This window comes from Bradyrhizobium sp. USDA 3397, from assembly GCF_054060965.1.
Genome location: NZ_JBSSDS010000001.1, coordinates 2,856,182 through 2,881,997, shown reverse-complemented (window position 1 = coordinate 2,881,997; position 25,816 = coordinate 2,856,182). Strand labels below are relative to the sequence as shown.

Sequence of the window (25,816 nt, the reverse complement as noted above, 5' to 3'; positions counted from 1 at the left end):
TGCCGCTCTATAATAGTTATATTTTATAGCTATTTTCGAGAGTGTCAATTCGGCCGACTTGTGGCCGCCGGATCCAGGATCATGAGCCCGAAAGCAGTCAGACCCGGAGCGAAGCCCGCTCAACCGTCGGAGACGTCACTGGACTTGCGCGCGCTGCAGCGCACGCCCGGCTTCATGCTGCGGCTCGCGCAGCTGAAGTTCTTCGAAGGCTTCTACGAGGAGTTCGCCGCTCTGGGCCTTACGCCCGCGACCTATGCGATCTTCGTCGTCATTCGCGACAATCCGGGCGTTCCCCCCAGCAGCCTTGCCAGCCTGCTCCGCCTGCGCCTGCCGAACCTGATCAAGATCCTGAACGAGCTGGAATCGTCCGGCTTCATCAAGCGTAACCGCTCGAAATCCGACCGCCGCGCGGTCGAGTTGATGCTTACGCCGAAGGGCGCCAAGCTCATTCAGGACGGGGCAAGCCTGACGGGGCTCTATAACCGGAAGATGCTGGCCCCGCTCACCGAGGCGGAGCAACGCACCCTCCTCGAATTGCTCAACCGGCTGCTGCCGCTTTAGCCCGGGAGAGGCCCGCCTGAGGCCGACGGTCGCAGCCCCGTCCCGCGGCGCGGCAGCCGGAGAGGGCGCCGGACGAGAGATGGTCGGTTCCGTGCCCCAAAATCCACCCAATCGGTGGTCACTAAGCCCGGCAGGGGAGGCCGCTGCCTCCCAGGGTGGGACTGCTGGACTGATGATTCATTCGAGGCGACTCCTCGCGCTGGCAGCGATCGTGCTGCTCGCCTTGAGCAGCGGCACGGCCGCTGCCTCACCGCCGAAGTCCAAGACCAACGCGACCGCCCCCGCCGCGCCGCCGCCGCCTCCGCCGTTCGAGCCGTTGCCGCCGCCAAAAATTTACCTGTTCCGCGGCGCCATGGGTCCCATCTTCTCGACCGGCATGGATCGGCTCGAAGAGAAGCTAACGAAGGCGGGCTTCTCGGCTAACGTCTACGAATTCACCATCTGCCGGTGGATCGGCGATCGCGCCATCTCCAGCTATAAGGAATCGCCGGCGCCGATCGTGCTGATGGGCCATTCCATGGGCGGGCTGTGCTCGATCGTCATCTCCGAGATGGCGGCCAAGGAGAACATCCCGATCAGCCTCGTCATCGCCATCGATCCCGCGCAAGCGACCGGCGATGTTCCCCTCAACGTCGAGCGCTTCATCAACATCTTCCTGTCCGACAGCGTGCTCGGCGGCGGCGACGTCGTGGCTGTTCCCGGCTTTCGCGGCCATTACGCCAGCTATGACCTCAAGCGGAACGCGCGCGTCACCCACATCAACATCGAGAAGTCCGACGATATCCATCGTCAGATCGTCGAGATGGTGACGCAGCTGCCGCGTATTCCGCCGCAAACGCAGGCCGATGCCGTGCCGCTGCGCTATCTCGTGCCGGCGGACACGCTGGTCGAATTGTGGGACAGTGGCGTGCGGGTGCCGGTGCGCCGCGGCGACACCATGGAGAGCATCGCCGCAGCCAACCGCGTGCCGCTGTGGACGCTGGCGCAGAGCAACTCGCTGCCCGAGAACGCGCAGCTGACGCCGGGCCAGACCATCATCGTCCCCCGCCACCTGACACCGCCCGAGCCGGCCGCCGCGATGGCGGTTCCTTCGCCAGCTCCGGCGACGGCTGGACGAAAATAAGAGGCCCTCTTGTCGCCGAGGGACGCAGTGCTTGTCGAGTGAGCAGTCGTTCCGCAAACGCGTCATGCCCGGGCTTGTCCCGGGCATCCACGTGCTTGGCACGGCACGAAAGATCGTGGATGGCCGAGACAAGCCCGGCCATGACGTAGAGCCGTGATCAAACATTCGATCCGTGAATCGCATCGACCACGGCATCAGTCACTTCCTTCGTCGTTGCCTTGCCGCCGACATCCGGCGTCAGCACGCCGGCGGCGCAGACACGCTCGACGGCCGCCATCAGCCGTAAGGCGGCATCCTTCTCGCCGAGATGCTCGAGCATCTGCGCGCCGGTCCAGAACGTCGCGACCGGGTTGGCGATGCCCTTGCCGGTGATGTCGAAGGCCGAGCCGTGGATCGGCTCGAACATCGAGGGGAAGCGGCGCTGCGGATCGATGTTTCCGGTCGGCGCGACGCCGAGGCTTCCCGCCAGCGCGCCGGCTAGATCGGAGAGGATGTCGGCATGGAGATTGGTTGCGACGATGGTGTCGAGGCTCTTCGGATGCAGCGTCATGCGCACCGTCATGGCGTCGACCAGCATCTTGTCCCAGGTCACGTCAGGGAATTCGCCGGCGACCTCGGCCGCGATCTCGTCCCACATCACCATGCCATGGCGCTGCGCGTTCGACTTGGTCACGACGGTCAGCAGCTTGCGCGGGCGCGACTGCGCGAGCTGGAACGCATAGCGCATGATCCGCGTGACGCCGACGCGGGTGAAGACGGCGACTTCGGTGCCGACCTCTTCCGGCAGGCCCTTGTGGGCGCGGCCACCCATGCCGGCATATTCGCCTTCCGAGTTCTCGCGCACGATCACCCAGTCGAGATCGCCGACGCCGACATTGCGCAGCGGCGAGGCGACGCCCGGCAGGATCTTGGTCGGCCGCACATTGGCGTATTGGTCAAAACCCTGGCAGATCGGCAGGCGCAGGCCCCACAGCGTGATGTGGTCGGGCACGTCGGGGGCGCCGACCGCGCCGAAATAGATCGCGTCGAACGTCTTCAGCTCGCTGAGACCCTCCGCCGGCATCATCACGCCGTGCTTTTTGTAATAATCCGAGCCCCAGTCGAACGTCTTGACGTTGAAAGCGATGTCGCCGCTGCGTTTTGCAAGAGCCTCCAGCACGCGCAACCCGGCCGAAATGACTTCGGGGCCGATGCCGTCGGCGGGAATGGCTGCGATCGAATGGGTCCGCATGGGAAGGCTCCGTTTGAGAGATCGGGCCGGCATATCCGGCCGTCGGCGTCGCGGGCGAATCTAGACGGGAGCGCAGGGCAAACTCAATCGGCGCTAGTTTATACAAAAAAATGATATAATCCTGGGGAGGCCGCCACGGCGTCATGGCCGGGCTTGACCCGGCCATCCACGCCTTTCCCCGCGGCCCAAGAACGTGGATGCCCGGGACAAGCCCGGGCATGACGACCTCGCGCAAGGCTTCAAGCGCGGTCTGGCGAGGCGAGAGGACGGCGAATGGAATTGCATCAGCTCCGATGCTTCGTGGCGACGGCCGAGCAGCTGCACTTCGGCCGCGCGGCGCAGCAGCTCCAGATGCTACCTTCTGCGCTCGGCCGGCAGATCAGGCTGCTGGAGGAGCATTTTGGAACGCGGCTGTTTGCGAGGACGACGCGAGCGGTGCAGCTCACCGAGGACGGCGCGACGCTGCTGCGCGATGTCCGCGCCATCCTCGCCAAGGTCGAGGCTGTCGAGAGCAACTTCCGAAATCGCTTGCGCGCGGGGACCGCGCGACGGCTGCGGGTCGGTGCCATCGACAGCGCAGCGGCCGGACTGTTGCCGCCGCTTCTGCGCGATTTTCGTGCCAGGCACCCTGACATTGCGGTGCAGCTCCTCGAAGACAAGACTGTCCGGCTGCTGCCGAAGATTTTGACCGGTGCGATCGATCTCGCCTTCGTGCGTCCGCCTGACCGGCCGGACAAGCGACTTGAATTCCGAGACCTGCTTCAGGAGAGCGCGATCGTTGCGTTCCCGCGGCGGCACGCTCTGGCCGGGCGCAAAGCGATCACGCTCGCGGATATCGCCCAGGAGGCGATGCTGGTGCCGGACCGCCGCTCGCGACCGGATAGCCACGACCTCACGGTCAAGCTGTTCGAGCAGGCCGGCCTAACGCCGCGCATCGTGCAGGTCGCCGACGAGAAGCAGACCATCATTAACCTCGTGGCAACGAAGCTCGGGGTCGCGATCGTGCCGCGCTGGACCGCACGGATGGCGGTGGCGGGTGTGCGCTTCGTGCCGCTTCGACTGAGGCAGAGCGGGTCGGTCGGCCGGTTGCCGCTTGCCGCCGCCTGGCTGCGTGGCTCGCGCGATCCGGCCCGCGATGCCATGCTGGCGGTTCTGGAAGCCCGCCTGCGCAGCTATGCGCGGGAGGCGTGAGCGGCTATGACATCGGCCAAGACAGAGGCCAAGACAGAGGCCAAGACAGAGGCCAAGACAGAGGGATGGTGATGACGGATCAGACGCCTTCAGGCGAATTGCGGGTGGCCATTGCCGGGCTGGGCTCGATCGGCACCAAGATTGCAGCCGCGCTCGATCAGGGCATCGAGGGCCTGTCGCTCGCGGCCGTGGCCGTGCGGGATCCCGCCAAGCATCAAGCCTTCGTCGACAGCCTGCGCCACCCGCCGAAGATCCTGCCGATCGCCCAGCTCGGCGATGCCGCCGACATCGTCGTCGAATGCGCGCCGAGCAGCCAGCTGCGTGCGATCGTCGAGCCGGCGGTGAAGCGCGGCAAGGCCGCCGTCGTGGTCAGCGTCGGCGGCCTGCTCGACAATTTCGATCTCGTCGATCTCGCCCGCGCCAATGGCGGCCGCATCCTCGTGCCGACCGGCGCGCTGATCGGCCTCGATGCCGTCAACGCCGCCGCAATCGGCACCATCCATTCCGTGAAGATGGTGACCCGCAAGCCGATTGACGGCTTGAAGGGCGCGCCGTTCATCGTCCAGAACAGGATCGACATCGACAATCTGCGCGAGCCGCTGAAGCTGTTCGAGGGCAGCGCGCGCGAAGCGGCAAAGGGCTTTCCGGCCAACGTCAATGTCGCCGTTGCGTTGTCGCTCGCGGGCATCGGGCCTGATCGCACCCAAATCCAGGTTTGGGCCGACCCGACCGTGACACGCAACGTTCACCGCATCGAGGTCGAGGCGGATTCGGCGCGCTTCTCGATGGGCATCGAGAACATCCCGTCCGAGAATCCCAAGACCGGCTTGATCACCGCGCTGTCGGTGATCGCGCTGCTCCGCAAGCAGCGCGCCACGCTGTGCGTCGGGACGTGAGCTCCTACGCCCCCGTCACGCGCCAGATCACGTTGCCGACGTCGTCGGCCATCAGTAGCGATTTCCCGTCGGGACCGATCGTGACGCCGACCGGGCGACCGTAGGATTCCTTCTCGTCCGGCGACAGGAAGCCCGACAGGATGTCGCGCGAGGGGCCGGACGGCTTGCCGTTCGCGAACGGGATGAACACCAGCTTGTAGCCGGACAGCTTGCTGCGATTCCACGAGCCGTGCTGGCCGATCACCATGCCGTCGCCGAAGCCGGGCAGGGTGCCTGCGGGCATCCAGCACAGGCCGAGCGAGGCTGTGTGGCCACCGAGCGCATAGTCCGGTTGAATCGCCTTGGCGACCATCACGGGATCCTGCGGCACGCGGTCGTCCACCGTCTTGCCCCAGTAGCAGTAGGGCCAGCCGTAGAAGCCTCCGTCGCGCACGGACGTGAGATAGTCGGGCGGCGTCTCGTCGCCGAGGCCGTCGCGCTCGTTGACGACGGTCCAGAGCACCTTCGTAGTCGGCTCCCAGGCAAGGCCCACGGGATTGCGCAGGCCGGCCGCAAAGATGCGATGCGTGCCGGCGACGAGATCGAGCTCGTAGACCGCAGCGCGGCCTTGCTCGACCTCCATGCCCATCTCGGCGATGTTGCTAAGCGAGCCGACGCCGGCATAGAGCTTCTTGCCGTCGGGACTGGCGAGCAGGCTGCGCGTCCAGTGGCCGGCAGGCTTGAACGTCGTGAGCCGCTTGCCCGGTGCTGTGATGCGGTCGGCATCGGCAACGTACGGGAAAGCCATTACGCCGTCGGTGTTGCCGACATAGAAAGTGTCGCCGACCAGTGCCATGCCGAACGGCTGGCTCAGGTTCTCCATGAACGTGCCGCGCACTTCGGCGACGCCGTCGCCGTCCTTGTCGCGCAACAGCGTGATGCGGTTGGCGGAGACGCCGAGCGCGGCGGCGCGGCGCATCGTCGCCTGCATCGCATAGTGGAACACGCTGCGCGGGGCGCCCGCGATCTGCGTTGCCTCTGCGATCAACACGTCGCCATTGGGCAGCACCTCGATCCAGCGCGGATGGTCGAGACCGGTCGCGAATGCATCGACCTTCAGCCCGGGTGCAGCGATCGGCTTCTGTCCGTCGCGCCAGCCGCGTGCGGTCGGCATCTTCAAGGTCGGGATCGCGCCTTGCGGTTTCGCTTCGGGAATGGCGGGCTTTTCGCCCCAGGCCGGCGTGGGCTCGGTGCCCGTCATCTTGCGCCATTGCAGCGCGATGCCGCCAATGAAGGCGACGAACTGCGCGAAGATGCTGGAAAACGTCATGACAAGCCCCCGTGTGCGCGCGCATCCAACTGGTTGACGGGGCCGACGTCAACCTGTGCGGAGCTCAGCAGGGGCCTATTCCCGTGGAATGGCAGCCGATCGAATTTGCATGGGACAGGTCGCGGCGTCGGCCCGGAGATCAACGGCCGATCTGCCGCTCCAGCCGTCGTGCCGCGCGAAAATCATCCAAGTGACGGATGTTCGGCGCCAGCGCCGCTTCCCTGGAGAGCAGATGATAGACCCGCGCCACCGTGCGCTGCTTCTGCTTCGTCCGCCCGGGGGGCAGCGCCCGCGCCTTGCGGACGGCGGCGATCGCGTGTGCGCGAAAATAATCGTAGGCGTCCGACATGGCTCGATGCTCTGCGGCCGTTGACAGATGTCGAGGGCTAACGGACCAGCGGAGGTGTGGTTCCTTGGCGAGTCGGATCGTGCACTCGTGCCCCGGACGCACCGCAGCGCGTCTGGACAGGAGAGTGACGCCCTCACCGCGGCGACGTGAACGGAATGATCATCGGAACGCGGCGGCAATAGGCGCCATAGGCGTGTTCGCCGAGCTCCTTGGACAGGAACACCTCTTCCATCCGGCCCTTCTGCCACATGCCGAGCGAGATCAGGATGGCGCCGAGGATCGTCGTCACCAAGCCGATCGCGACGCCGGTGACCAGCATCCCGAAGATTAGTCCGGTGTAGATGGGGTGGCGCACCAAGCCATACGGCCCGGTGTCGATGACGCGATGGTCTTCCTTCTGGGTGATGGTGTTGGACCAGAATTTTCCGAGATGCAGCCGCCCCCACCATGCGAAAGCGATGCCGGCGACTGAGAGGACCGCCGCGATGATGATGCCGGTGTTGCCGAGCACCCAAAGCGGCTTCCAGCCCATGGCTTCCGCAATGAACGGCGTGTACAGGATGCCGCCGACCAGGATCGGCAGGCGATAGCGCTGCGACTCCAGCGTCATGACCTGCTTCTTGGTTCGCCCCTGCCAGAACGAGGCGCCGACCCAGCTGACCAGAAAAGCGAGCCAGATCAGGGCGAGCAGTTGCGTCGGCCAGGTCGTGGTCCAGCCACCCCAGGCGACAGAGAGAAGCTTGCTGAAATCGAAAGACATGAAGGTTCTTTGCGTTTGAAGCGGCGTCAGCTCGCGCGCGAGGACAGCGCGTGATGCTTGAGGGCGCCGGAGGGCTGCTGGCCGTTGCGGGCGAGCAGGTGGGTGATGGTTTCGCGCAAGACCGGCTCGATCGGACGCGGCGAATAGCCGAGCTCGGTACGGGCTTTGCCGATCGAAAGATCGCTCGCGGCGAGCGCGATCCGCACGCCCTCGGCGGTGCCGTTGGGCGGCCGGCGCGTGATGTGATCGGCGATGTATTCGAGCATGATCGCGGAGAGCTCGGCGATCTTGCCAGGTACGACGACCGGAAATTGCCGGCGGCCGCTCATCGCCGACATCATGCGCAGGATGTCGCCGAGCGGGACGCAGTCGCCGCCGAGGATGTAGCGGTGCCCGAGGCGGCCGCGTTCCATGGTCAGCACGAGACCCATGGCGACGTCGCGGACGTCGACCAGGTTGACCAGAAAGTTGAGATGCGGCTGCACCTTCTTCTGCAGGAAGTACCAGAGCATCGCGGTCGGCGGTGTCAGATGTTGGTCGGCGGCGCCGATCGGCATGGTCGGCGTGCCGATCACCACCGGGAAGCCCGCTTCTGCCGCCTTGGCGGCATGATGCTCGGCAAGCGATTTCGACCGCGTATAGGCGCCGGGCATCGCCTCGGCCGGCTGCAGCGCCTCTTCGGCGGGAACGCCCTTGAGGTCGGAATAGGGGAACAGGATCGATTCGGTCGAGCAGTGCAGGAAGCGCGAGACGCCGCGCTTCATCGCCGCCGCCAGCACGACTTCGGTGCCGCGGCAATTGACCTCGTGAAAGTCCTGCTTGTTGGCGACCCACATGCCGGGCAGGCCGGCGAGGTGATAGACCTGATCGCAACCGGCGATCGCCGCATCGACCGCGGCACAGTCCAGCACCGAGCCGTGGACATGCTCGACATCCGCGTTCGCCGCGCTCGGCACACGGACATCAAGAATGCGGACCCGCTGCCCACGGGCGCGGAGCGCTTCTACGAGGTGATGTCCGATGAAGCCACTGCCACCGGTAACCAGGACGAGAGCCATGCAGAAGTTGCTGTTTCGCTTCGAGCGTTATCGGGTTGAAAGAGAATTGGCCGGAAGAGGCGCCAGAATCGCGGCAAGGTCGCGACGGAAGCCCAATGCAATGAATAATTTTGCCATGACGAACATCGGTCCAAGCAAAAGATGCGAGGGGAACGTGAACAACGAGGCCTCGCGCCCCTCAAAAACCTTGTGGCCGATGGCCTGCGCGGCGAGGCCGAGCACCACCAGCGTCGCGAAAATCGCCCACATCGTCGCGGTGCTGACTTGCGCCGCGATCGTCGTCGCAACCGAAAATAGCACGACGGAGACGGCCAGAATGCCGAGCCCGAGCGCCGCGTCGAGCAGCAGCCAATAAATCAAGACCGGAACAGCCAGGACCACCGCCAGGCTGACGTTGAATCCGAACAGCGGAAGCTTGACCAGCGTCAGCGGCAGCACGGCGCCGGTGAACAGCAGAAGGATGCCGACCACATGCATCGCCGTATTGCGGGGATCGCGATGGTACTCGACATAAACGGCAAGTTGGCGCTGGAAAAAGCCACCCATTTCGGTCTCATGCAGCACGGGGTCGGGAAGGGCGAACAGAGGCTATAGCACTGGACCGGGCAGTGCACAAACCGGCACTTTTGTCGCGTGAAACCGCCTGCGCGCGTCCGGGACAGGCTGCAAAATAGTCCGCACTTCAAAGGGTTCCGTCAGCCGCGCAGCCGCCTTCACTCAGCGCTTCTTGACGGGCTTTTTCGCCGCAGGCGCTGGCGTCGCTGCCGGACGCGGCTCCTCCGGCAGCTTGGCATAAGTCAGGATCTGCAACTGGCCGTTGACGGCGGAGGTCGGCTTGGCCCGATCGAGAAACTGCTCCTCGCCGAGGCCGATCGGATGCAGCCGCTTGGTCGAGATCTTGAAGGTGTTCACCAGCACGTCACGGATCGCATCGGCCCGGCGCTGGCTCAGGATCGCATTGGCCTCGCGCGTCTTCGAATTGGATTCGACGTGGCCGACGATCAGGAAAGTGTAGGGCAGCAGCGAGGCATGAACCAGCGCGTCCGCAATGCGGCCGACCGTCTGGTAGGATGTCGGCTGGATGATCGGCGTGTCGGCGTCGAACTGGATCTGCGCATTGAAGGCGGGCAGCTTGGCGAGCTCCGGCGCGATCAGCGGCCGGTTCACCGGCCCCGGATCGTTCTTGATCCTGGTCTTGGCGCGCTCCATCACCTGCTGCTTCAGCGCGGGCAGGTCGATCTCGGCGGCCTCTTCGAAATGGTTCAGCTTCGCGACGATGTCGTCGCGGGTCGGCGCCGCCGTCTGAGCGCCGGCGGGGCCCGCGAGCAAAGCGAGGCCCAGCGCCAAGCCCAGTCCTGCGGTGGCGAGCCCGTTCGCGCGCATCAGCGATACCCCGCGTCGTCAACGGCCTTCAGGCAGTTGTTGCTGATGCCCTTGGGCGTCGAGACCAGGCACGGGACCGACTTGCTGGTCTCCTTGGTCGAGCCGCCGCAGACCTTGACGATCTCGCGCTGGCAGGCGTTCGCCACGGTGACGCGCGCGGCGACGCGCTTCTGGATGGCCTCGAACACGCCGAGATAGTCGCTCGTGCACTGCGGCGAGAGCACGTCGCGATTGCGCGACAGGCATTCCTTCAGCCGGTTCGAATCCGGGTTGACGCCGCGGCAATTGGCGACGATTTCCGCCCCGCAGCTCGCCGCCAGCTTGCCGATCGAATCGCCAAAGCTCATGGTCTCCGCCGCCGCAAGCGACGGCATCCCCAATGCAAGCACGATCAATGTGATGGAGCCCCGGACCATGGGGTTATCTGATACGGGGAAGTTCGCGGTGGTCAAGGGGCGTTTCGGGCGAGAACTGTCGAGAGTTGCGCAGTGCGGCGAACAGTCCTCACTCGGCCTCAGCGAGGGGCGGCCAGTCGACCAGGGCGATGGTATGGTTCCTGACATCCTCGGCAAACGCCGGATCGGCCTTGAGCTCGTCCAGCGTCCGTGGCGGGGGCAGCTGGCGACCGTCCGCGATCAGCTCCTGCGCATAGAATGCGAGCGCCTCGGGCGCATTCTCCAGGGCCTCCTCGACGTCGTCGCCGCCAGAGATGCAACCGGGCAGGTCCGGAAACCACAAGCTCACGGTTTCGTCCGGCTCGGCGTCCTCGATGATGGCAACGTACTGAGCCATATCGGGCCTCACGCCCGCTGCACGAAACTGTCCACGACCTTCTTCTCGCCGGCCTTGTCGAAGGCGATGGTGAGCTTGTTGCCGTCGATCTTGGTGACGCGGCCATAGCCGAATTTCTGGTGGAAGACGCGGTCTTCCAGCGAGAATTCGGACGTCGTGCCGGTCGATTTGGCGACCAGCTCGCCTTCGATCGTCAAGGGCCCGCGCCGGCGCGAGGAGAAGCTGCCGAAATCGGGGCCGGATGACGAGGAGGAGAACGTCGCTGCCTCTTCCTCAAAACCGCCGCTTCGACCGCCGCCGCGATTCCGGTTCGCCTGCGCGCGCTGCCAGCCCGGGGTCGAATAGCTGGAGCCGAACGCCTCCATGTCGTCGAAGCGCGAGGCGCCGTAGCCGCCGCTGCCGCCCCATCCGGAGCCGCCCTTGGATTCCGTGATCTCGACATTGGCCGCCGGCAATTCGTCGAGGAAGCGCGACGGGATCGTGGTCGACCAGGTGCCATGGATCCGGCGATTGGTCGCGAAATAGATCTTTGCGCGGCGGCGGGCGCGCGTCAGGCCGACATGGCCAAGCCGGCGCTCTTCTTCCAGGCCGGCGCGGCCCTGCTCGTCCAGCGTGCGCTGGCTCGGGAACAGGCCTTCCTCCCAGCCCGGCAGGAACACGTTGTCGAATTCGAGGCCCTTGGCCGAATGCAGCGTCATTAGCGACACGGCATCGTCCTCGGCGCCACCCTCGCGGTCCATCACCAGCGAGATGTGCTCCAGGAACCCTTGCAGGTTCTCGAACTCCTCCATCGAGCGCACCAGCTCTTTCAGGTTCTCCAGCCGGCCCGCGGCGTCCGCCGAGCGGTCCTTCTGCCACATCTCGGTATAGCCGCTCTCGTCGAGCACGATCTGGGCGAGATCGGTGTGCGCGGTGACCTCGCGCTGGGCACGCCAGCGGTCGAACTGCGCGATGAGATCGCGAAGCGAGCCGCGCGCCTTCGGCTTCAGCTCGTCGGTCTCGACCACGGCGCGCGCCGCCTCGAACAAGGGAATGCGGCGCTTGCGGGCGTGGTCGTGCAGCATCTGCACGGTGGCATCGCCGAGCCCGCGCTTGGGCGTATTGACGATACGCTCGAAGGCGAGATCGTCGGCCGGCGAATTGATGACGCGCAAATAGGCCAGCGCGTCGCGGATTTCGGCGCGCTCGTAGAAGCGCGGGCCGCCGATGACGCGATAGGGCAGGCCCAGCGTGACGAAGCGGTCTTCGAACTCGCGCATCTGGTAGGAGGCACGCACGAGAATGGCGATCTCGTTGAGCTTCTCGCCCTGGCGCTGCAGCTGCTCGATCTCCTCGCCGATGCCGCGGGCTTCCTCTTCCGAATCCCAGGAGCCCGTGACGGTGACCTTCTCGCCGTCCTGGTCCTCGGTGCGCAGCGTCTTGCCGAGCCGGCCTTCATTGTGCGCTATCAGGTGCGAGGCGGCGGCGAGGATGTGACCCGTCGAGCGGTAGTTGCGCTCGAGGCGAATGACCTTGGCGCCAGGGAAATCGTGCTCGAAACGCAGGATGTTGTCGACCTCGGCGCCGCGCCAGCCATAGATCGACTGGTCGTCGTCACCGACGCAGCAGATGTTTTTGGTCTTCTCCTTCTCCCCACTTGCGGGGAGAAGGCCGGGATGAGGGGGAGTCTCCACGAGCTCGGTGCTTGGAGAGTCCCCCTCACCCGCATCGCTTCGCGATGCGACCTCTCCCCGCAAGCGGGGAGAGGTGGAAGAAGGCGCCTGCGACAAGAGCCGCAGCCACAGATATTGCGCGACGTTCGTGTCCTGGTACTCGTCGACCAGGATGAACTTGAAGCGCTGCTGGTACTGCCTGAGAATATCCGGGTGCTCGCGGAAGATGCGGATGTTCTCCAGCAGGAGGTCGCCGAAGTCGGCCGCGTTCAGGATCTTCAGCCGCTCCTGATAGCTCGCATAGAGCTTGCCGCCCTTGCCGTTGGCGAACATCGCGGCCTCGCCCGACGGCACCTGCGAAGGCATCAGGCCGCGGTTCTTCCAGCCGTCGATCAGGCCGGCCAGCATCCGCGCCGGCCAGCGCTTCTCGTCAATGTTCTCGGCCTGCAGCAGCTGCTTGAGCAGCCGGACCTGGTCGTCGACGTCGAGCACGGTGAAGTTCGACTTCAGCTGGGCCAGCTCGGCATGGAAACGCAGGACGCGGCCGCCGATGGAGTGGAAGGTGCCGAGCCACGGCATGCCTTCGACGGCGTGGCCGAGCATCTGGCCGAGCCGGTGCTTCATCTCGCGCGCGGCCTTGTTGGTGAAGGTCACCGACAGGATTTCGGCCGGGCGGGCGCGGCCCTGGCTCAAGATGTGCGCGATGCGCGTGGTCAGGACGCGGGTCTTGCCGGTGCCGGCGCCGGCCAGCACCAGGACCGGGCCGTCCAGCGTCTCCACCGCCTCGCGCTGCTCCGGATTGAGCCCGGCGAGGTATTTCGGGCCCACCGAGGCACGCGCACGCGCGGCGATGCCGCCGGCTGCGGGCTGGTGGTCGGGTACGGCTGTGATCTTGCTCGGCTCGGTCATGCGAATCATCGGCCCCACGATGGCACCGCGGGGTGGTGGAAGGGAGCCTTCTTAACAGGGATTGGTGCCTATATGGGGCGCCGGGCCGGGTTTTCCACGTGCGCGTCAGGCCGATTTGTTCCAGCTGAGCCGGCGAATTTCGCTCCCGCCGGGACCGGAACTATCGTTCCCGCGTCGAGATTGTCAGGACAGGTGGCGCGGCCAGCCGCGTCGATCGCAGACAACATCAAGACGAGGGTTTGACCATGCTAGGCTGGGTTGTGACGTTTCTGGTTATCGCACTGATCGCCGGCATCCTGGGCTTCGGCGGCGTCGCCGGCGCTTCGATCGAGATCGCCAAGATCATCTTCTTCATCGCAGTCGTTCTGTTCCTGGTCTCGGCCGTCGTCGGCCTCGCCCGCGGCCGCAACAGAATATAGCGCGCCGTAGTTTACCTCTCCCGTAGGGAGAGGTCGGATCGCATCGCAAGATGCGATCCGGGTGAGGGGTTACAGTCTCGCTTGGTGCTGCAGCCCCTCACCCGGATTGCTGCGCAATCCGACCTCTCCCCGGCGGGAGAGGTCAATCCCAGGCAGCACCGCGCTGCTAACGCTTCGAGGGCATCGCCACGCTCCGGCCGATGCCCTCGGGTCGCGTCAAGGCGCTGTGGGATTTGGCGACCCCTGCAATGCGCTGCCGGATGTCGGGCGGAAACGGCGCAACGCGCCGCGCATTCATGTCCATGTGCAGTGACATGTTCTCAGACGTCGCCGACAGCCAGCCCTCGGTGCCGTGCCGCATCTCCTCGAATGTGTGCAGCCGCTTGTCATCGGCGTTCAGCAGCCACACCAGGATTTGCACGGGATCGCCGAGATGGATCTCGCGCAAATAGCGCACGTGGCATTCGGCGGTGAAGGTCGAGCCGTTGCACTCGGTCTTGTAGACCGGGCCAATCCCGAGCTCGAGCCAGAACTCGTCGATCGCCCGATCGAACATCACGTTGTAATAGGCCATGTTGAGATGGCCGTTATAGTCGATCCATTGCGGCTCGACCTGCATGATCGAGGAGCGAAACGGCTCTGCGATCGGGGCTGTGGCAGTCTCCGGCATGTGTCCTTCCCAAGCTATGCGTCCGGTCCCTTGACTTGACCGGTTATATGTCCTTTGCCACGGTCTCTTCTCGTCGGGAGGAATTCCGTGGGTACGACCATCACCAATAATCCGCCGCGGCCGGAGCCGAAAGCCCTCGCAAGCGCGCTGGAGCAGCTTGCCGCGCGCTTCGGCAACCGCCTCATCACCTCGCAGGCCGTGCGCGAGCAGCACGGCCATACCACCACCTGGATTCCCAACCAGCCGCCCGATGGCGTGGTGATGGCGCAGGAGACCGCCGACATCCAGGACGTGGTGCGGATCTGCGCGAGACATCGCGTGCCCGTCATTCCCTTCGGCACCGGCACCTCGCTGGAAGGGCAGGTCAACGCGCCCGCCGGCGGCATCTCGATCGACCTGCGCGACATGAACAAGGTGCTCGCGGTGCATGCCGAGGACCTCGACTGCGTGATCGAGCCCGGCGTCACCCGCAAGGCGCTCAACGAGCATCTGCGTGACCAGGGACTGTTCTTCCCGATCGATCCCGGTGCGGATGCCTCGCTCGGCGGCATGGCCTCGACCCGCGCCTCCGGCACCAACGCGGTGCGCTACGGCACCATGCGCGACAGCGTACTGGCGCTGAAAGTGGTGCGCGGCGACGGCGAGATCATCACCACGGGCACGCGCGCCAAGAAATCGTCCGCGGGCTACGACCTGACGCATCTGTTCGTCGGCGCCGAAGGCACGCTCGGCATCATCTCGGAATTGACGATCCGCCTGCGCGGCATCCCCGAGACGATCGCGGCCGGCGCGGTGTCGTTCGAGACCGTGCACGGGGCCTGCCAGGCCGTGATCCTGGCGATCCAGACCGGCATTCCCGTCGCGCGCATCGAGCTGCTCAATGCCGCGCAGGTGAAGGCCTGCAACGCCTATTCCAAGCTGACGCTGCCGGAGACGCCGCTGCTGCTGATGGAATTCCACGGTAGCGAGATCGAGGTCGCCGAGCAATCCAAGGCGTTCGGCGAGATCGCGAGGGACTGCGGCGGCGGCGATTTCTCCTGGACCACCAAGCCGGAGGACCGCACCAAGCTGTGGCAGGCGCGGCACGATGCTTATTGGTCGGTGAAGGCGCTGCGGCCCGGCGACAGCATCGGCGTGGTCGCGACCGACGTCTGCGTGCCGATCTCGCGGCTCGCCGATTGCGTCAGCGAGACCGAGGAGGATCTCAAGCGGCTCAATTTGCTGTCGCCGATCGTCGGCCATGTCGGTGACGGTAATTTCCACTGCTCGCTGGTGTGCGACACCAACGACGCCGACGAGATGGCGCGCGGCGAGGAGTTCATGCATCGCCTGGTCGAGCGTGCGCAGGCGATGGACGGCACCTGCACCGGCGAACACGGCATCGGGCAGGGCAAGCAGAAATATCTCGAGGCCGAGCTCGGCCCCGAGGCGCTCGACGCGATGCGGGCGCTGAAGCAGGCACTCGATCCGCTCAACATTTTCAACCCCGGCAAGATCGTGCCGGAGGCCTAAGGGCCAGTGCATCTCTGACCGGGAACTTTCGGCAATCCTGCCGGTTCCAATTCCCGCCAATTTCCGATGCTCAATGGCAGGGCTTTGCGCGGGAGGGTGCGATGGTGCGACCGGTCGTTGGAATTGCCGCGGTGGCCTTTGCCTGCATGCTTGCGGGGGCCGCGTTCGCGAAGGGCGGACACGGCGGCGGCCATGGAGGTGGCCATGGCGGCGGTCACCACGGCGGCCATTTCCGCGGCCACGGCGGCGGGCATGCGCATGGCGGGCATCATCGCGGGATGCGGTTCACAACCGGCGCCCGGCGTGGCGGCCCGAACTTCGGTCAGATCCGCAATGCCGCGATCCGGCCAGCGAACTTCCGCAACGCATGGAACGCCGGCGCATTCCGCAACGGCCGGCTGATCAGCAATCCGGCGGCCCGCGCGCAGATTGCCGCAGCGGCGGCACTCGCCGGCTGGAGCGGTGCAAGCAGCGGATGGTGGCAGCATCCCGGCGGCGGCTACGGTTGGGTCGGGCCGCTGTTCTGGCCGTTCGCCTATAACGACCTCTACGATTACACGATCTGGGGCGACGGGATCGCCTTCTGGGGCTACGGCTATCCGGACATCTATGCCGGCATTTTCGGCCCCTATGGCTATGATCGGCTGTCGGCCTATCTGCCGCAGCAGCCGCAGGGACGGCGGCGGGCGCGCAGCGCGCCGCTCGATCAGCTCTGCGGCAGCGATCGCCGCGCCATCGTCGGCCTGCCGATCGATCAAATCGCAGCCGCGGTGCAGCCGACGAACGCGCAAGGCGCTGCTCTCGATGCGCTAGGCAACGCCTCGGTCGACGCGGCAGCGTTGATCCGCACCTCCTGTCCGACGCAGGCCGCAGCGACGGCGCCCGGCCGGCTCGCCGCCATGCAGCAGCGGGTCGAGGCGATGCAGAAGGCCGTCGATCTGGTTCAGCCTGCGCTGGACCAATTCTATGGCTCGCTCAACGACGAGCAGAAGGCGCGCTTCAATGCGCTTGCCGACGATCAGCGTCGTGCCGCGGCATCGAACAATACAGGTGGATCGTCGGTGCAGACTTGTAGCCCGTCCGCCGCGTTCGATTGGCCCGGCGCCACGATCGAAGAACGGCTTCGTCCCAACGACACTCAGCGCGCGGCACTCCCCAGGTGCTCCAGGACACCAGCGCTAAAGTTAGCACGTCGCTCAAGGCGTCCTGCGAGCCCAATGAGGTGATGACGCCGCCGGCCCGCATGGCCGCGATCCGCAAGCGTCTCGATGTCATGCTGGACGGAATCAAGTCGGTCCGGGCGGCGCTCGATGATTTCTACGCCACGCTCAACGACGAGCAGAAGGCGCAGTTCGAGGCGATCGGCCCGCGCCGCATGTCCTGAACGCCGCGAGCAATTGAAGACCATTGGTGGGGCAATGAAGTGGTTCGCGAGGCGAGAGCCGGCAGACGTCTGGGACGAGCCGATCGGGGGGCCGCTCGGCGACATCGAAGCAGCCGACCGGATTCGCAACATCTGCCAGGCTGCGCGGGCGATCGCCGAAGCCGCCGGCGCTTCGGCGCCGACCAGCACGCGCGAGCGCTATGAGCGCGCAGCCCGCGCTGCCATGGAGATCGCGATGAAGATCTCCGACGATCTGATGCGCGACGACGCCGTGCGCCGCATCGTGGATCTCTGCATGAAGGCTGAGGACATCAAGACGGCGCAGATCTTGTCGCGTGCGATCCAGGCAGGCTGGATTCGAGAAGCCGTGCTCCGGGACCATCCGGCCCTGTCGCAATAAGCTCGGCTCGCGCGATTGGCGCGAGCCGAATGTTGCTGGTGCCGGACCGGCTCAGTATCTGCGGTAGCCACCGCTGTTATGGTCGCCGCCGCGGCCGCCCATTCCCATGCCGAGGCCGATCCCCACGCCGATGCCGATGCCCTGCATCACGGCCTCCGGCGGCGGGCCGCGATCCGGCGGCGGTGCGCGCTCGTAGACCACTTGCTCGGACGGCGGCCGTCGCTTGGGCGGCGTCTCGACCACCTTGCGCTTCGGCGGGGTCTCCTCGACGCGCTTCTTGATCACGGGCGGGACCGGCGTTGCCGGGGTCGCGGGCGTCGAACACGGGCAGGTCGGCGCCATCGCGACCGCGACGGGCGTCGCCGCGGCGGCGACGGGCACGGCGTAGTTGCGGTTCTGCACGCGCAGCAGCAGCCGGCGCGCGGTTGCCGCGAGATCGCTGTTGTCCCAGTTCGCCAGGTATGCCTCGAACGAGGCGCGGGTGTTGATGGCGGTGGCACGCTCCCACGCCAGCATCTGGCGACGCCGCTCCAGCACGGTGCGAAGGCGCGGCGTGCGGGTGTCCTGGGCGTACAGCTCGATATAGGCCTGATACGCCTCCACGGTGTCCTCGGTGATCACGAGCTCATAGGCGACCATGGCCGGCTTGCCCTGCAATGTCTTGCGCCAGTCTGCGACGCTGCGCGTGCCGCCGGCGAGCGCCATGGCGGATGCGCCGGGAAGAGCGGGCGTGCTGCCGCCGCTCTCGCCAAAGAACCTGAAATCGGTGGTCAGCGAGGAGCTTTCCCAGGGGATCTGCCGGCCGTCGGTCGACTGTGCCACCGCGACGCGGATGCGCTTGAACATCTCCTCGATCGGCAGGTTCGGCTGCTTGGCGACCGTCAGCACGGCCGTCGTATAGGGGCTGTCGAGGCCGTTGCCGTCCTCGGCCTCGGCGCCGGGCGAGGTCGAATAGGAGATGAACGAGCCGGGCGCGCCGGCCTTGGTATCGACGATCGCAAGGCCGTGGCCGGCGCCGCTGAGCGCTGGGAACGGGTTGTTGCGGCAGGCATCGAGCATGAAGATGCGCGCCCGCGTCGGCAGCGCGCCGAGCGTGTTGAGCATGTCGTTCAGCCGCACGCCCTGCAGCGGGATGTCGGCCTCGCGCTTGGGATCGAGATCGACAGGCACCAGATAGTTCTCGCCGTCGATCTGAAGGCCGTGGCCGGCATAGAACACCAGCGCGACGGTGTCGGGGCCGCTGGCACTGACCTTGCCGGCGAAGTCCGAGATCGCCGCGCGCATCTCGGTTTGGGCCAGATTGGCCGCCGTGGTGACGGTGAAGCCGGCACTGCCGAGCAGCTCCGTCATGCCCTTGGCGTCGTTGGCGGCGTTGGGCAGCTCCGGCACCGTGCGATAGGCCGATTGGCCGATTACCAGCGCAAGCCGCGCTTCGGCGGCCGCGTCCGTCGGCGTCACCAACTGGGTGAGTGCGAGAAGCCCGGACGCAACAAGCAAATTCGAAAAGACTGGAAGGCGCATGATGTCACCTCCAACGGCAATGCGCACGATGATGTCACTATTTCTAAGTCCGCGCCATGAGGGTGTCTGTGCGCTGGATCACTCAGGGGCCGCGGCAAAATGGGGCAGGGTATCTGCCGGAGCCGTCCCTGTGCTAGACGTTTCGACCGCGCTGCCGCGGGCATTCGGCTATTGAAGGAGGCTTGTCGTGAAGGTTCTGCTCGCGCACACCCCGGAGATGCGGCGCAACTATTACGGCGATCGCAGCCTGAACGGCCTTCGTGCGGTCGCCGAGGTAATCCTGCACGAGAAGGATGAGCCGCTGGACGCAGCCAGCCTGGTGCGCGCAGCCAAAGACGCCGACATCATCGTCGCCGACCGCATGACTGAAGGGCGCGGCGAGATCTTTGCGCAATTGCCGCATCTGCGGGCCTTCGTCCGTTGCGCCGTCGACATCCGCAACGTCGACGTGGATGCGGCCTCGCAAGCCGGCGTGCTCGTGACCCGCGCCGGGCCCGGCTTCGTGCAGGCCGTGGCCGAGCTCGCGCTGGGCTTCATGGTCGATCTCTCCCGCGGCGTGTCGCGGACCACCGCAGATTACCAGGCAGGCCGCAAGCCGGAAGCACGGATGGGCCGCCAGCTCGCCGGCAGCCGGATCGGCATCATCGGCTACGGCAGCATCGGGCGCTACCTCGCCGAGATCACAAGAGTGCTGCGCATGGAGGTATTGGTCTCCGATCCCTTCGTAACCGTCAGCGATGCCGCGATCCGGCAGGTCGGTCTCGACGAGCTCCTCGTCGCATCGGACTATGTCGTCTGCCTAGCCGTCGCCAACGCGCAGACCGAGAATCTGATCGGGGAGGCGGCGCTGGCGCGCATGCAGAAGCATGCCGTCTTCATCAATCTCTCGCGCGGCAATCTCGTCGACGAGACCGCACTGGCGCACGCGCTGCGTGAGGGCCGCATCGCCGGCGCCGCCATGGATGTCGGCCGCGCACCGGACCAGATGCCGACGCCCGAGCTCGCCAGGCTGCCGAATGTCATCGCGACGCCGCATGTCGGCGGGCTGACGCCGCAGGCCATCGAATACCAGTCGCTGGAGACGGTGCGACAGGTCGAGGCCATCGCAAGGGGAGAAATCCCGCAAGGTGCCGTCAACGCCGACCGCTGGACGCGGCGGCCGTGAAGGGTCTCAAAGCCGGTCCACCGCCTTGAACGTCCCATCCTTCTGGATCACCGTCAGGAACACCTTCGGCGGCGTGTCGAGCATGCGTGTGCCGACGGTGACGATGCTGCCGCTGATGTCGAAACGGCCGGTATCGTTGATGGCGCGCAGCAGGCTGGCGCGGGTCGGATTAGGGCCGGCCTTTTCCAGCGCCGCGGCCGCAAGGCGGCCGGACAGATAGCCTTCCAGCGAGACGAAATCCGGTGTCAGCGTAGGGTCGAACGCCTTCTGCGCCGCCTGGTAGTCGGCGACGAGCTTGAGCGAGCGGTCCCAGGGAAACGGCACCACCTGCGAGACGATGACGCCGTCGCCCTCCGGGCCGAGCTCCGCGGCGAGCGCAACGGCGCCGACGAAGGAGATGTTGACGAAGGTTGGACGAGCGCCGCTGCGGCGGGCGAGCTTGATGAACTCCGCGCACGGACCATAGGTCCCGACCATGACGATGGCTTCGGGGTCGGCGCGCTTGATCATGCGCCAGGCCTGGCCGACCGCGCGGGTGTTGCGCTCGTAAGTGCCCTCGGCGGCGAGCTCGAGCCCGCGCTTGGCGAGCGCCCGCTTCACGCCGACAAGCCCGTCGCGGCCGAAGGAATCGTCCTGATAGAAGATGCCGATGCGGGTGAACTTGCGATCCTCGGTGAGATGCTTGATCCAGGCTTCCGCCTCCGCGCCGTAGCTGGCGCGGATGTTGACGACGTTCGGAAGCTCGAGATCGCGCAGGAACTCGGCGCCGGTGAACGGGCCGATGAAGGGCACGTTCCTGGAGCTGGTGATCGGTATCGTCGCCATCGCGGTCGGCGTGCCCACCGCACCGATCAGCGCGAACACCTTGTCGTCGTCGATCAGACGCAGCGTCTGCGCCACCGAACGGTCGGGATCGTAGCCGTCGTCGCGGCTGATGAGCTGGAGCTTGCGGCCATGAACGCCGCCCTTGGCGTTGACCTCGGTGAACGCGGCGACGATGCCTTGCCGCATGCGCTGTCCCAGCGCGGAGGAGGGGCCTTCCAGCGCCGCGGCCTGGCCGAGCAGGATCGCATCCTCGCTGATGCCGGCCTCGTCGCCTCTCGCAACCGGCATGGTGGCGGCCAGAAGCGCGACGGTCAGGACGACGGATCTCGCTGATCGAAATCGATGCATCGGGAGGCTTTGCCGGATCATGGGAAGGAAACCTTGCGCAACATAGCCTTGCGAGCCTGAATAGCTCGCTAAGCGGCACGACTCAGATAGGCCGTAGTACACCGGGGAAAACCGGCAACTTATGTCGAGAAAGCCGGGATCGTTCGCGCACTTCGTTAACTAATTTCCGCATTGCGGTACGACCAGTTTGCGAAATTGTGCACTTCTTAACCGCCGTCTTGTTCCGATAGCGGCACCGGCACCTCAACCAGAGGTTCGGTTCGTCGCGGATAGGGGACGGCGGCTTCAAGATGGGCGGTCGCGATCAGAACGATCAGGATCGGAGACGTAGAGGCGGATGGTGGCGTGCCGCGCCGCTGCTCGGGCTCTATCGTCCTGCGCTCGTCGCGGTCGGCGTCGGCCTGCTGTTCTCGATCGTAGGCGCTGCCGCCGTCGCGCGGTGGGAAGATCGCGTCAACAAGATCGAGTTCGAGAACGCGGCCGAGACCCAGGCGATCGTCCTGCAGAACGGCATGAACGAGTACATATCGAGGCTTCTCGCGCTGCGCACGCTGTTCGAATCGACCAACGAAGAAGTCACCCGCAGCGAATTCGAGACCTTCAGCGCCCGCTTGTTCGAGCGTCACCCCGGAATGCTGCGCATTTCCTGGTTGCCGCGCGTCAACCGCAAGGAGCGCGCGGAATACGAGGCCGCGGCGGTCCGGGATGGTTTGTCGAGCTATCACATCAAGGCGCTGCAGGGCGAGAGCTTCGTCACCGCGCCCCAGAGCGACGAATATTTTCCGGTGTTCTACTCGACGCAGCCGAAGACCTCGTCGGTCTACGGCATGGACTACACGACCGTTCCGGAGCGACGGGCGGTGCTGGAGCGCGCGCGCGACAACGATCGCGTCGCAGCCATGCGCACGCGCCTGTTCGGGCCGAAGGACAGCGACCGGCCGTCCTATGTCCTCGTCGTCGTTCCCGTCTACGCCAAGGGAACCTCGCGCGAGGAGATCGCGGACCGGCGCCGCAATGTCGCCGGCGTCGTGGTCGGCGTCTTCGACCTGCCGCTGCTGATCCAGTCCATCCGCGTGACCACCGGAGCCAGCCCCGCCGTCAGCATGACGGTCTTCCCGCCGTTCACGGCGCAGATCGTCAGCCTGGAGCAGATGCTGCCGGATTATGCGTCGGCCGCCTCGGCGCTGCGGTCGATGCGGGACATCGCGCGGACCTTGCACTGGTCGGGCAGTCTCAAGATCGGCGACATCGATTGGCAGGTGCGGGCGGTTCCGACCGCCGGCGGTCCGCTGGCGACGACTTACGACCGCGCGGTTGCGGTCCTCGTCGTCGGCATGCTGCTGACGCTGTCGCTGTCGACCTATCTGATGCTCGCCAGCCGCAATTCGCGGCGGCTGTCGCTGGCGAACCGGCGGGTGCTCGAGCTTGCCCAGACCGACATCCTCACCGGACTGCCGAACCGCGCCTTCTTCCTCACCCGTCTCGACGAGATGAACGGCAAGTTGAGCGCGAGGGGCCAGCCCTTCGCGATCCTGATGCTCGACCTCGACCGCTTCAAGAACGTCAACGATTCCCTCGGCCACGCGGCCGGCGATGCGCTGCTGCGCCAGGTGGCGCAGCGGCTGAAATCGGCACTGCGCGCCGACGACGTGCTGGCGCGGCTTGGCGGCGACGAATTCGCCATCATCCAGCAAGCCGGCGAAGACCAGCGCGCCTGCTCGACCGAGCTGGCGGCGCGGATCGCCAAGCTCGTGAGCGAGCCGTTCCTGCTGCCCGGACACCGCGTCGAGATCGGCACCAGCATCGGCATCGCGATCGCGCCGGATCATGGCAGCGATCAGGAGCAGCTCCTGAAGAAAGCGGATCTCGCGCTCTACCGTTCGAAATCGGCCGGCCGCAACTGCTTCACGATTTACGATGAGGCGATGTCGGCCGAGCTGGAGGCCCGCAACACGCTGGAAGGAGATCTGCGCGACGCCATCGCGCGCTGCCAGCTGGAGGTGCACTACCAGCCGTTCGTCGATGCCCTCAGTGGCGAACGACGCGGCTTCGAGGCGCTGGTGCGCTGGCGGCATCCGACGCGCGGCCTGATCCCTCCGGACCAGTTCATTGCGCTTGCGGAGGAGACCGGGCTGATCGTGCCGCTCGGCGAATTCGTGCTGCGGCGCGCCTGCGCGGACGCAGCCGGCTGGCCCGCCGATCTCATGATCGCCGTCAATCTGTCGCCGATCCAGTTCAAGGAAGCCGAGCTGTTCGACATGATCTGTGCGGCGCTCGCCGATTCCGGCCTGCCGCCGCAGCGGCTCGAGATCGAGATCACGGAATCCGTGCTGCTGGAGCGCGGCAGCGAGAACCATGCCTTCATGGAGCGGCTGAAGCAGCTCGGGGTCGAGCTCGCGCTCGACGATTTCGGCACCGGTTATTCCTCGCTCAGCTACCTGACCGCGTTCCCGTTCGACAAGATCAAGGTCGACAAGTCGTTCATTCGCAACCTGACCCAGCAGCCGCGCTCTTCCGCCATCATCTCCTCGATCGTGACGCTGGCGCGCGGACTGGACATGTCGGTCACCGCCGAAGGCGTCGAGACGCGCGAGGAGTTCGACCGGCTGAAGGCGCTCGGCGTCAATTTTGCGCAAGGCTATCTGTTCGGCCGACCGCATCCGATCGAGCGGATCCTGTTCGACGCGCCGGCCAAATCCTCACGGCTCGACGCCGCCTGAGCGCACGCCTCGTCCTTCGAGACGACCGCTTCGCGGTCTCCTCAGGATGAGGCTGAGCGGCATCCGTGCCCGTTGAAACGGCTGCCGCGCATTCGGTCCTCATCCTGAGGAGCCCGCCTAAAGCGGGCGTCTCGAAGGATGGCCGCGAGGCCGCTCTCATTTCCAACGGCGTTGCTGCCCAGCGGGCATGCGCGAAAAGCGCTTGACCCGGACAGGCCCGGATGGTCCGAAGAACCGTCTAGGGATGAAACAAGCACACAATATGCGGCTTCCGTTCTTCTACGGCTGGGTCGTGGTCGCCGTGACCTTCGTCACCATGGCGATCGGCGTCAACGCGCGCACCGCCTTTTCGCTGTTCTTTCCGCCCATCATCTCCGAATTCGGCTGGGAGCGCGGCGTCACGGCGGGCGCCTTCTCTTTCGGCTTCGTGGTGTCGGGCGTGGTCAGCCCGCTAATCGGTCGCCTGATGGACCGCGCCGGTCCGCGCGCGGTGATGGAGCTCGGGGTCGTGCTGATGGGCGGCGGCCTGCTGCTGGCGCCGCTGACGAGCGCGCCCTGGCACCTCTATGTCACCATCGGCGTCATGGTCGGCGCCGGCAGCGTCTGTCTCGGCTATTCCGGCCAGTCACTGTTCCTGCCGAACTGGTTCATCCGCAAGCGCGGCTTCGCCATCGGCATCGCTTTTGCCGGCGTCGGTATCGGCTCGGTGACGCTGCTGCCCTGGGTGCAGCACATGATCGAGCAGACCGGCTGGCGCACCGCCTGCACCGCGATGGGCCTGCTCGTCCTGATCGCGCTGGCGCCGATCAACTTGCTGCTGCACAAGCGTCCCGAGGACATCGGCCTCCAGCCGGACGGCGATGCCGCTCCGGCCGCAGGCGCGGCAGGGCCGGTCTCCAACGTGGTCGATCACGCCTGGGTCAACACCGACTGGACGCTGCGGCGAGCCGTCGCGACCGCGCGGTTCTGGTGGATCGCCCTCGGCTATTTTTGCGGCCTGTACGTCTGGTACGCGGTGCAGGTGCACCAGACCAAATTCCTGCTCGATGTCGGCTTCAGCCCCGGCGTTGCGGTGTGGGCACTCGGCATGGTCAGCCTGCTCGGTATCCCCGGCCAGATCATGCTGGGGCATGTCTCCGACCGCATCGGCAGGGAGTGGGTGTGGGCGATCAGCTGTGCGGGTTTCGTCGTCTGCTACGCCGCGTTGATCGCGCTGAAGTACCAGGCTTCGCTCGGGCTGGTCTATCTCATGGTGTTCACGCAAGGCGCGTTCGGCTACGGCCTCACCTCGATCATGGGCGCGGTGGTGTTCGAGATATTCCAAGGCAGGCACCAGGGCAGCATCTTCGGCACGATCATGCTCGCGGCACTGGCGGGCGGTGCGGCCGGACCATGGCTGACCGGCGTTCTCTATGATCGCGTCGGGGACTATACGCTGGCTTTTGCCCTCGCCATGGTGGTGAGCGGCGTGTCGGCGCTCGCGATCTGGCGGGCGGCGCCGGGCAAGGTGAGGGCCGTGGCCGGCCGGCTGCCCAAGCTCAAAATGGGATCCGAATAGGTCCAGTACGCTTCAAGATACCTTCGGCGTTTTCGCGAAGCGTTAATCATGCCGCCTCTTGGCGCAGCGCGACCGGATTG

The 25,816-nt window shown here is 66.0% G+C and carries 25 protein-coding genes; 12 read left to right on the top strand and 13 right to left on the bottom strand.

The features are described from left to right. Positions 1 to 81 precede the first annotated feature (81 nt). Together ACVWYQ_RS13685 and ACVWYQ_RS13680 are read left to right on the top strand one after the other, a co-directional pair. Complete coding sequence (locus tag ACVWYQ_RS13685; protein WP_036024920.1) at positions 82 to 561, top strand: MarR family winged helix-turn-helix transcriptional regulator; 480 nt, start codon at positions 82 to 84, stop codon at positions 559 to 561. A 172-nt stretch (positions 562 to 733) separates the two neighbouring features. Further along, positions 734 to 1,684 carry a LysM peptidoglycan-binding domain-containing protein gene (locus ACVWYQ_RS13680; RefSeq protein ID WP_271540737.1) on the top strand — a complete coding sequence of 317 codons (951 nt, stop codon included), beginning with the start codon at positions 734 to 736 and terminating at the stop codon, positions 1,682 to 1,684. A 157-nt stretch (positions 1,685 to 1,841) separates the two neighbouring features. Here the strand turns inward: ACVWYQ_RS13680 and ACVWYQ_RS13675 are convergent, their stop codons facing one another. Continuing rightward, on the bottom strand, positions 1,842 to 2,915 hold the full coding sequence (locus tag ACVWYQ_RS13675) for a tartrate dehydrogenase (protein ID WP_271540736.1): 1,074 nt from the start codon (positions 2,913 to 2,915) through the stop codon (positions 1,842 to 1,844). Between the two features lie 273 nt (positions 2,916 to 3,188). Here ACVWYQ_RS13675 and ACVWYQ_RS13670 point away from each other — a divergent pair, with 273 nt between their 5' ends. Both ACVWYQ_RS13670 and ACVWYQ_RS13665 read left to right on the top strand, forming a co-directional pair. Continuing rightward, positions 3,189 to 4,106, top strand: coding sequence for a LysR family transcriptional regulator (locus ACVWYQ_RS13670; protein WP_271540735.1), 918 nt, complete (start codon positions 3,189 to 3,191; stop codon positions 4,104 to 4,106). 71 nt (positions 4,107 to 4,177) lie between these two features. Next, a complete protein-coding gene (locus tag ACVWYQ_RS13665) occupies positions 4,178 to 5,002 on the top strand; it encodes an aspartate dehydrogenase (RefSeq protein ID WP_157284750.1) in 825 nt (274 codons plus the stop codon). Between the two features lie 4 nt (positions 5,003 to 5,006). Here the strand turns inward: ACVWYQ_RS13665 and ACVWYQ_RS13660 are convergent, their stop codons facing one another. The 9 genes from ACVWYQ_RS13660 to ACVWYQ_RS13620 form a co-directional block, all read right to left on the bottom strand. After that, positions 5,007 to 6,311 carry a PQQ-dependent sugar dehydrogenase gene (locus ACVWYQ_RS13660; RefSeq protein WP_271540734.1) on the bottom strand — a complete coding sequence of 435 codons (1,305 nt, stop codon included), beginning with the start codon at positions 6,309 to 6,311 and terminating at the stop codon, positions 5,007 to 5,009. A 139-nt stretch (positions 6,312 to 6,450) separates the two neighbouring features. Then, complete coding sequence (locus ACVWYQ_RS13655) at positions 6,451 to 6,660, bottom strand: hypothetical protein (protein ID WP_025038081.1); 210 nt, start codon at positions 6,658 to 6,660, stop codon at positions 6,451 to 6,453. A gap of 133 nt (positions 6,661 to 6,793) precedes the next feature. Continuing rightward, positions 6,794 to 7,420 (bottom strand): methyltransferase family protein, encoded by a 627-nt coding sequence (locus ACVWYQ_RS13650; RefSeq protein WP_271540733.1) that lies wholly within the window; start codon positions 7,418 to 7,420, stop codon positions 6,794 to 6,796. A gap of 26 nt (positions 7,421 to 7,446) precedes the next feature. After that, a complete protein-coding gene (locus tag ACVWYQ_RS13645; protein WP_271540732.1) occupies positions 7,447 to 8,478 on the bottom strand; it encodes an NAD-dependent epimerase/dehydratase family protein in 1,032 nt (343 codons plus the stop codon). A gap of 27 nt (positions 8,479 to 8,505) precedes the next feature. Further along, positions 8,506 to 9,024 carry an Mpo1 family 2-hydroxy fatty acid dioxygenase gene (locus ACVWYQ_RS13640; protein ID WP_157284818.1) on the bottom strand — a complete coding sequence of 173 codons (519 nt, stop codon included), beginning with the start codon at positions 9,022 to 9,024 and terminating at the stop codon, positions 8,506 to 8,508. 171 nt (positions 9,025 to 9,195) lie between these two features. After that, the gene (locus tag ACVWYQ_RS13635) at positions 9,196 to 9,861 is read right to left on the bottom strand and encodes an OmpA family protein (protein WP_271540731.1); all 666 of its coding nucleotides are present in this window, start codon (positions 9,859 to 9,861) and stop codon (positions 9,196 to 9,198) included. Beyond that, a complete protein-coding gene (locus ACVWYQ_RS13630) occupies positions 9,861 to 10,277 on the bottom strand; it encodes a hypothetical protein (RefSeq protein WP_271540730.1) in 417 nt (138 codons plus the stop codon). The genes ACVWYQ_RS13635 and ACVWYQ_RS13630 overlap by 1 nt, the downstream gene beginning before the upstream one ends. An 88-nt stretch (positions 10,278 to 10,365) precedes the next feature. Next, positions 10,366 to 10,653, bottom strand: a complete 288-nt coding sequence (locus ACVWYQ_RS13625) for a type II toxin-antitoxin system HicB family antitoxin (protein ID WP_157284743.1) — start codon at positions 10,651 to 10,653, stop codon at positions 10,366 to 10,368. Positions 10,654 to 10,661: 8 nt separating this feature from the next. Then, complete coding sequence (locus tag ACVWYQ_RS13620; protein WP_271540729.1) at positions 10,662 to 13,223, bottom strand: ATP-dependent helicase; 2,562 nt, start codon at positions 13,221 to 13,223, stop codon at positions 10,662 to 10,664. Positions 13,224 to 13,459: 236 nt separating this feature from the next. Between ACVWYQ_RS13620 and ACVWYQ_RS13615 the strand changes: the two genes are divergently transcribed. Next, entirely contained in the window at positions 13,460 to 13,633 is a 174-nt protein-coding gene (locus ACVWYQ_RS13615; RefSeq protein ID WP_036006471.1) for a DUF1328 domain-containing protein, read from the top strand. A 166-nt stretch (positions 13,634 to 13,799) separates the two neighbouring features. Here the strand turns inward: ACVWYQ_RS13615 and ACVWYQ_RS13610 are convergent, their stop codons facing one another. Next, entirely contained in the window at positions 13,800 to 14,303 is a 504-nt protein-coding gene (locus tag ACVWYQ_RS13610; protein ID WP_271540728.1) for a thioesterase family protein, read from the bottom strand. A gap of 87 nt (positions 14,304 to 14,390) precedes the next feature. Here ACVWYQ_RS13610 and ACVWYQ_RS13605 point away from each other — a divergent pair, with 87 nt between their 5' ends. The 4 genes from ACVWYQ_RS13605 to ACVWYQ_RS13590 all read left to right on the top strand — a co-directional run bounded on the left by ACVWYQ_RS13605 (position 14,391) and on the right by ACVWYQ_RS13590 (position 17,599). Next, positions 14,391 to 15,815: an FAD-binding oxidoreductase gene (locus tag ACVWYQ_RS13605; protein WP_271540727.1), complete on the top strand. Its 1,425-nt coding sequence runs from the start codon at positions 14,391 to 14,393 to the stop codon at positions 15,813 to 15,815. Positions 15,816 to 15,916: 101 nt separating this feature from the next. Further along, positions 15,917 to 17,041: a Spy/CpxP family protein refolding chaperone gene (locus ACVWYQ_RS13600; RefSeq protein ID WP_456725703.1), complete on the top strand. Its 1,125-nt coding sequence runs from the start codon at positions 15,917 to 15,919 to the stop codon at positions 17,039 to 17,041. Continuing rightward, on the top strand, positions 16,975 to 17,199 hold the full coding sequence (locus tag ACVWYQ_RS13595; protein ID WP_456725702.1) for a Spy/CpxP family protein refolding chaperone: 225 nt from the start codon (positions 16,975 to 16,977) through the stop codon (positions 17,197 to 17,199). Before ACVWYQ_RS13600 ends, ACVWYQ_RS13595 begins: the two co-directional genes overlap by 67 nt. A gap of 34 nt (positions 17,200 to 17,233) precedes the next feature. Next, positions 17,234 to 17,599: a hypothetical protein gene (locus tag ACVWYQ_RS13590; RefSeq protein ID WP_036037392.1), complete on the top strand. Its 366-nt coding sequence runs from the start codon at positions 17,234 to 17,236 to the stop codon at positions 17,597 to 17,599. 51 nt (positions 17,600 to 17,650) lie between these two features. Here the strand turns inward: ACVWYQ_RS13590 and ACVWYQ_RS13585 are convergent, their stop codons facing one another. After that, the gene (locus ACVWYQ_RS13585) at positions 17,651 to 19,120 is read right to left on the bottom strand and encodes a caspase family protein (RefSeq protein ID WP_456725701.1); all 1,470 of its coding nucleotides are present in this window, start codon (positions 19,118 to 19,120) and stop codon (positions 17,651 to 17,653) included. A 187-nt stretch (positions 19,121 to 19,307) separates the two neighbouring features. On the opposite strand from ACVWYQ_RS13585, the gene ACVWYQ_RS13580 reads away from it, so the two are divergent. After that, the gene (locus ACVWYQ_RS13580; RefSeq protein ID WP_271540724.1) at positions 19,308 to 20,285 is read left to right on the top strand and encodes a hydroxyacid dehydrogenase; all 978 of its coding nucleotides are present in this window, start codon (positions 19,308 to 19,310) and stop codon (positions 20,283 to 20,285) included. Positions 20,286 to 20,291: 6 nt separating this feature from the next. Here ACVWYQ_RS13580 and ACVWYQ_RS13575 read toward each other — a convergent pair whose 3' ends face one another. Then, on the bottom strand, positions 20,292 to 21,458 hold the full coding sequence (locus tag ACVWYQ_RS13575; protein ID WP_271540723.1) for an ABC transporter substrate-binding protein: 1,167 nt from the start codon (positions 21,456 to 21,458) through the stop codon (positions 20,292 to 20,294). A gap of 290 nt (positions 21,459 to 21,748) precedes the next feature. On the opposite strand from ACVWYQ_RS13575, the gene ACVWYQ_RS13570 reads away from it, so the two are divergent. Together ACVWYQ_RS13570 and ACVWYQ_RS13565 are read left to right on the top strand one after the other, a co-directional pair. Then, positions 21,749 to 24,178, top strand: a complete 2,430-nt coding sequence (locus ACVWYQ_RS13570) for a bifunctional diguanylate cyclase/phosphodiesterase (protein WP_456725700.1) — start codon at positions 21,749 to 21,751, stop codon at positions 24,176 to 24,178. 262 nt (positions 24,179 to 24,440) lie between these two features. After that, complete coding sequence (locus ACVWYQ_RS13565) at positions 24,441 to 25,736, top strand: MFS transporter (RefSeq protein WP_271540743.1); 1,296 nt, start codon at positions 24,441 to 24,443, stop codon at positions 25,734 to 25,736. The last annotated feature ends 80 nt before the right edge of the window (positions 25,737 to 25,816 follow it).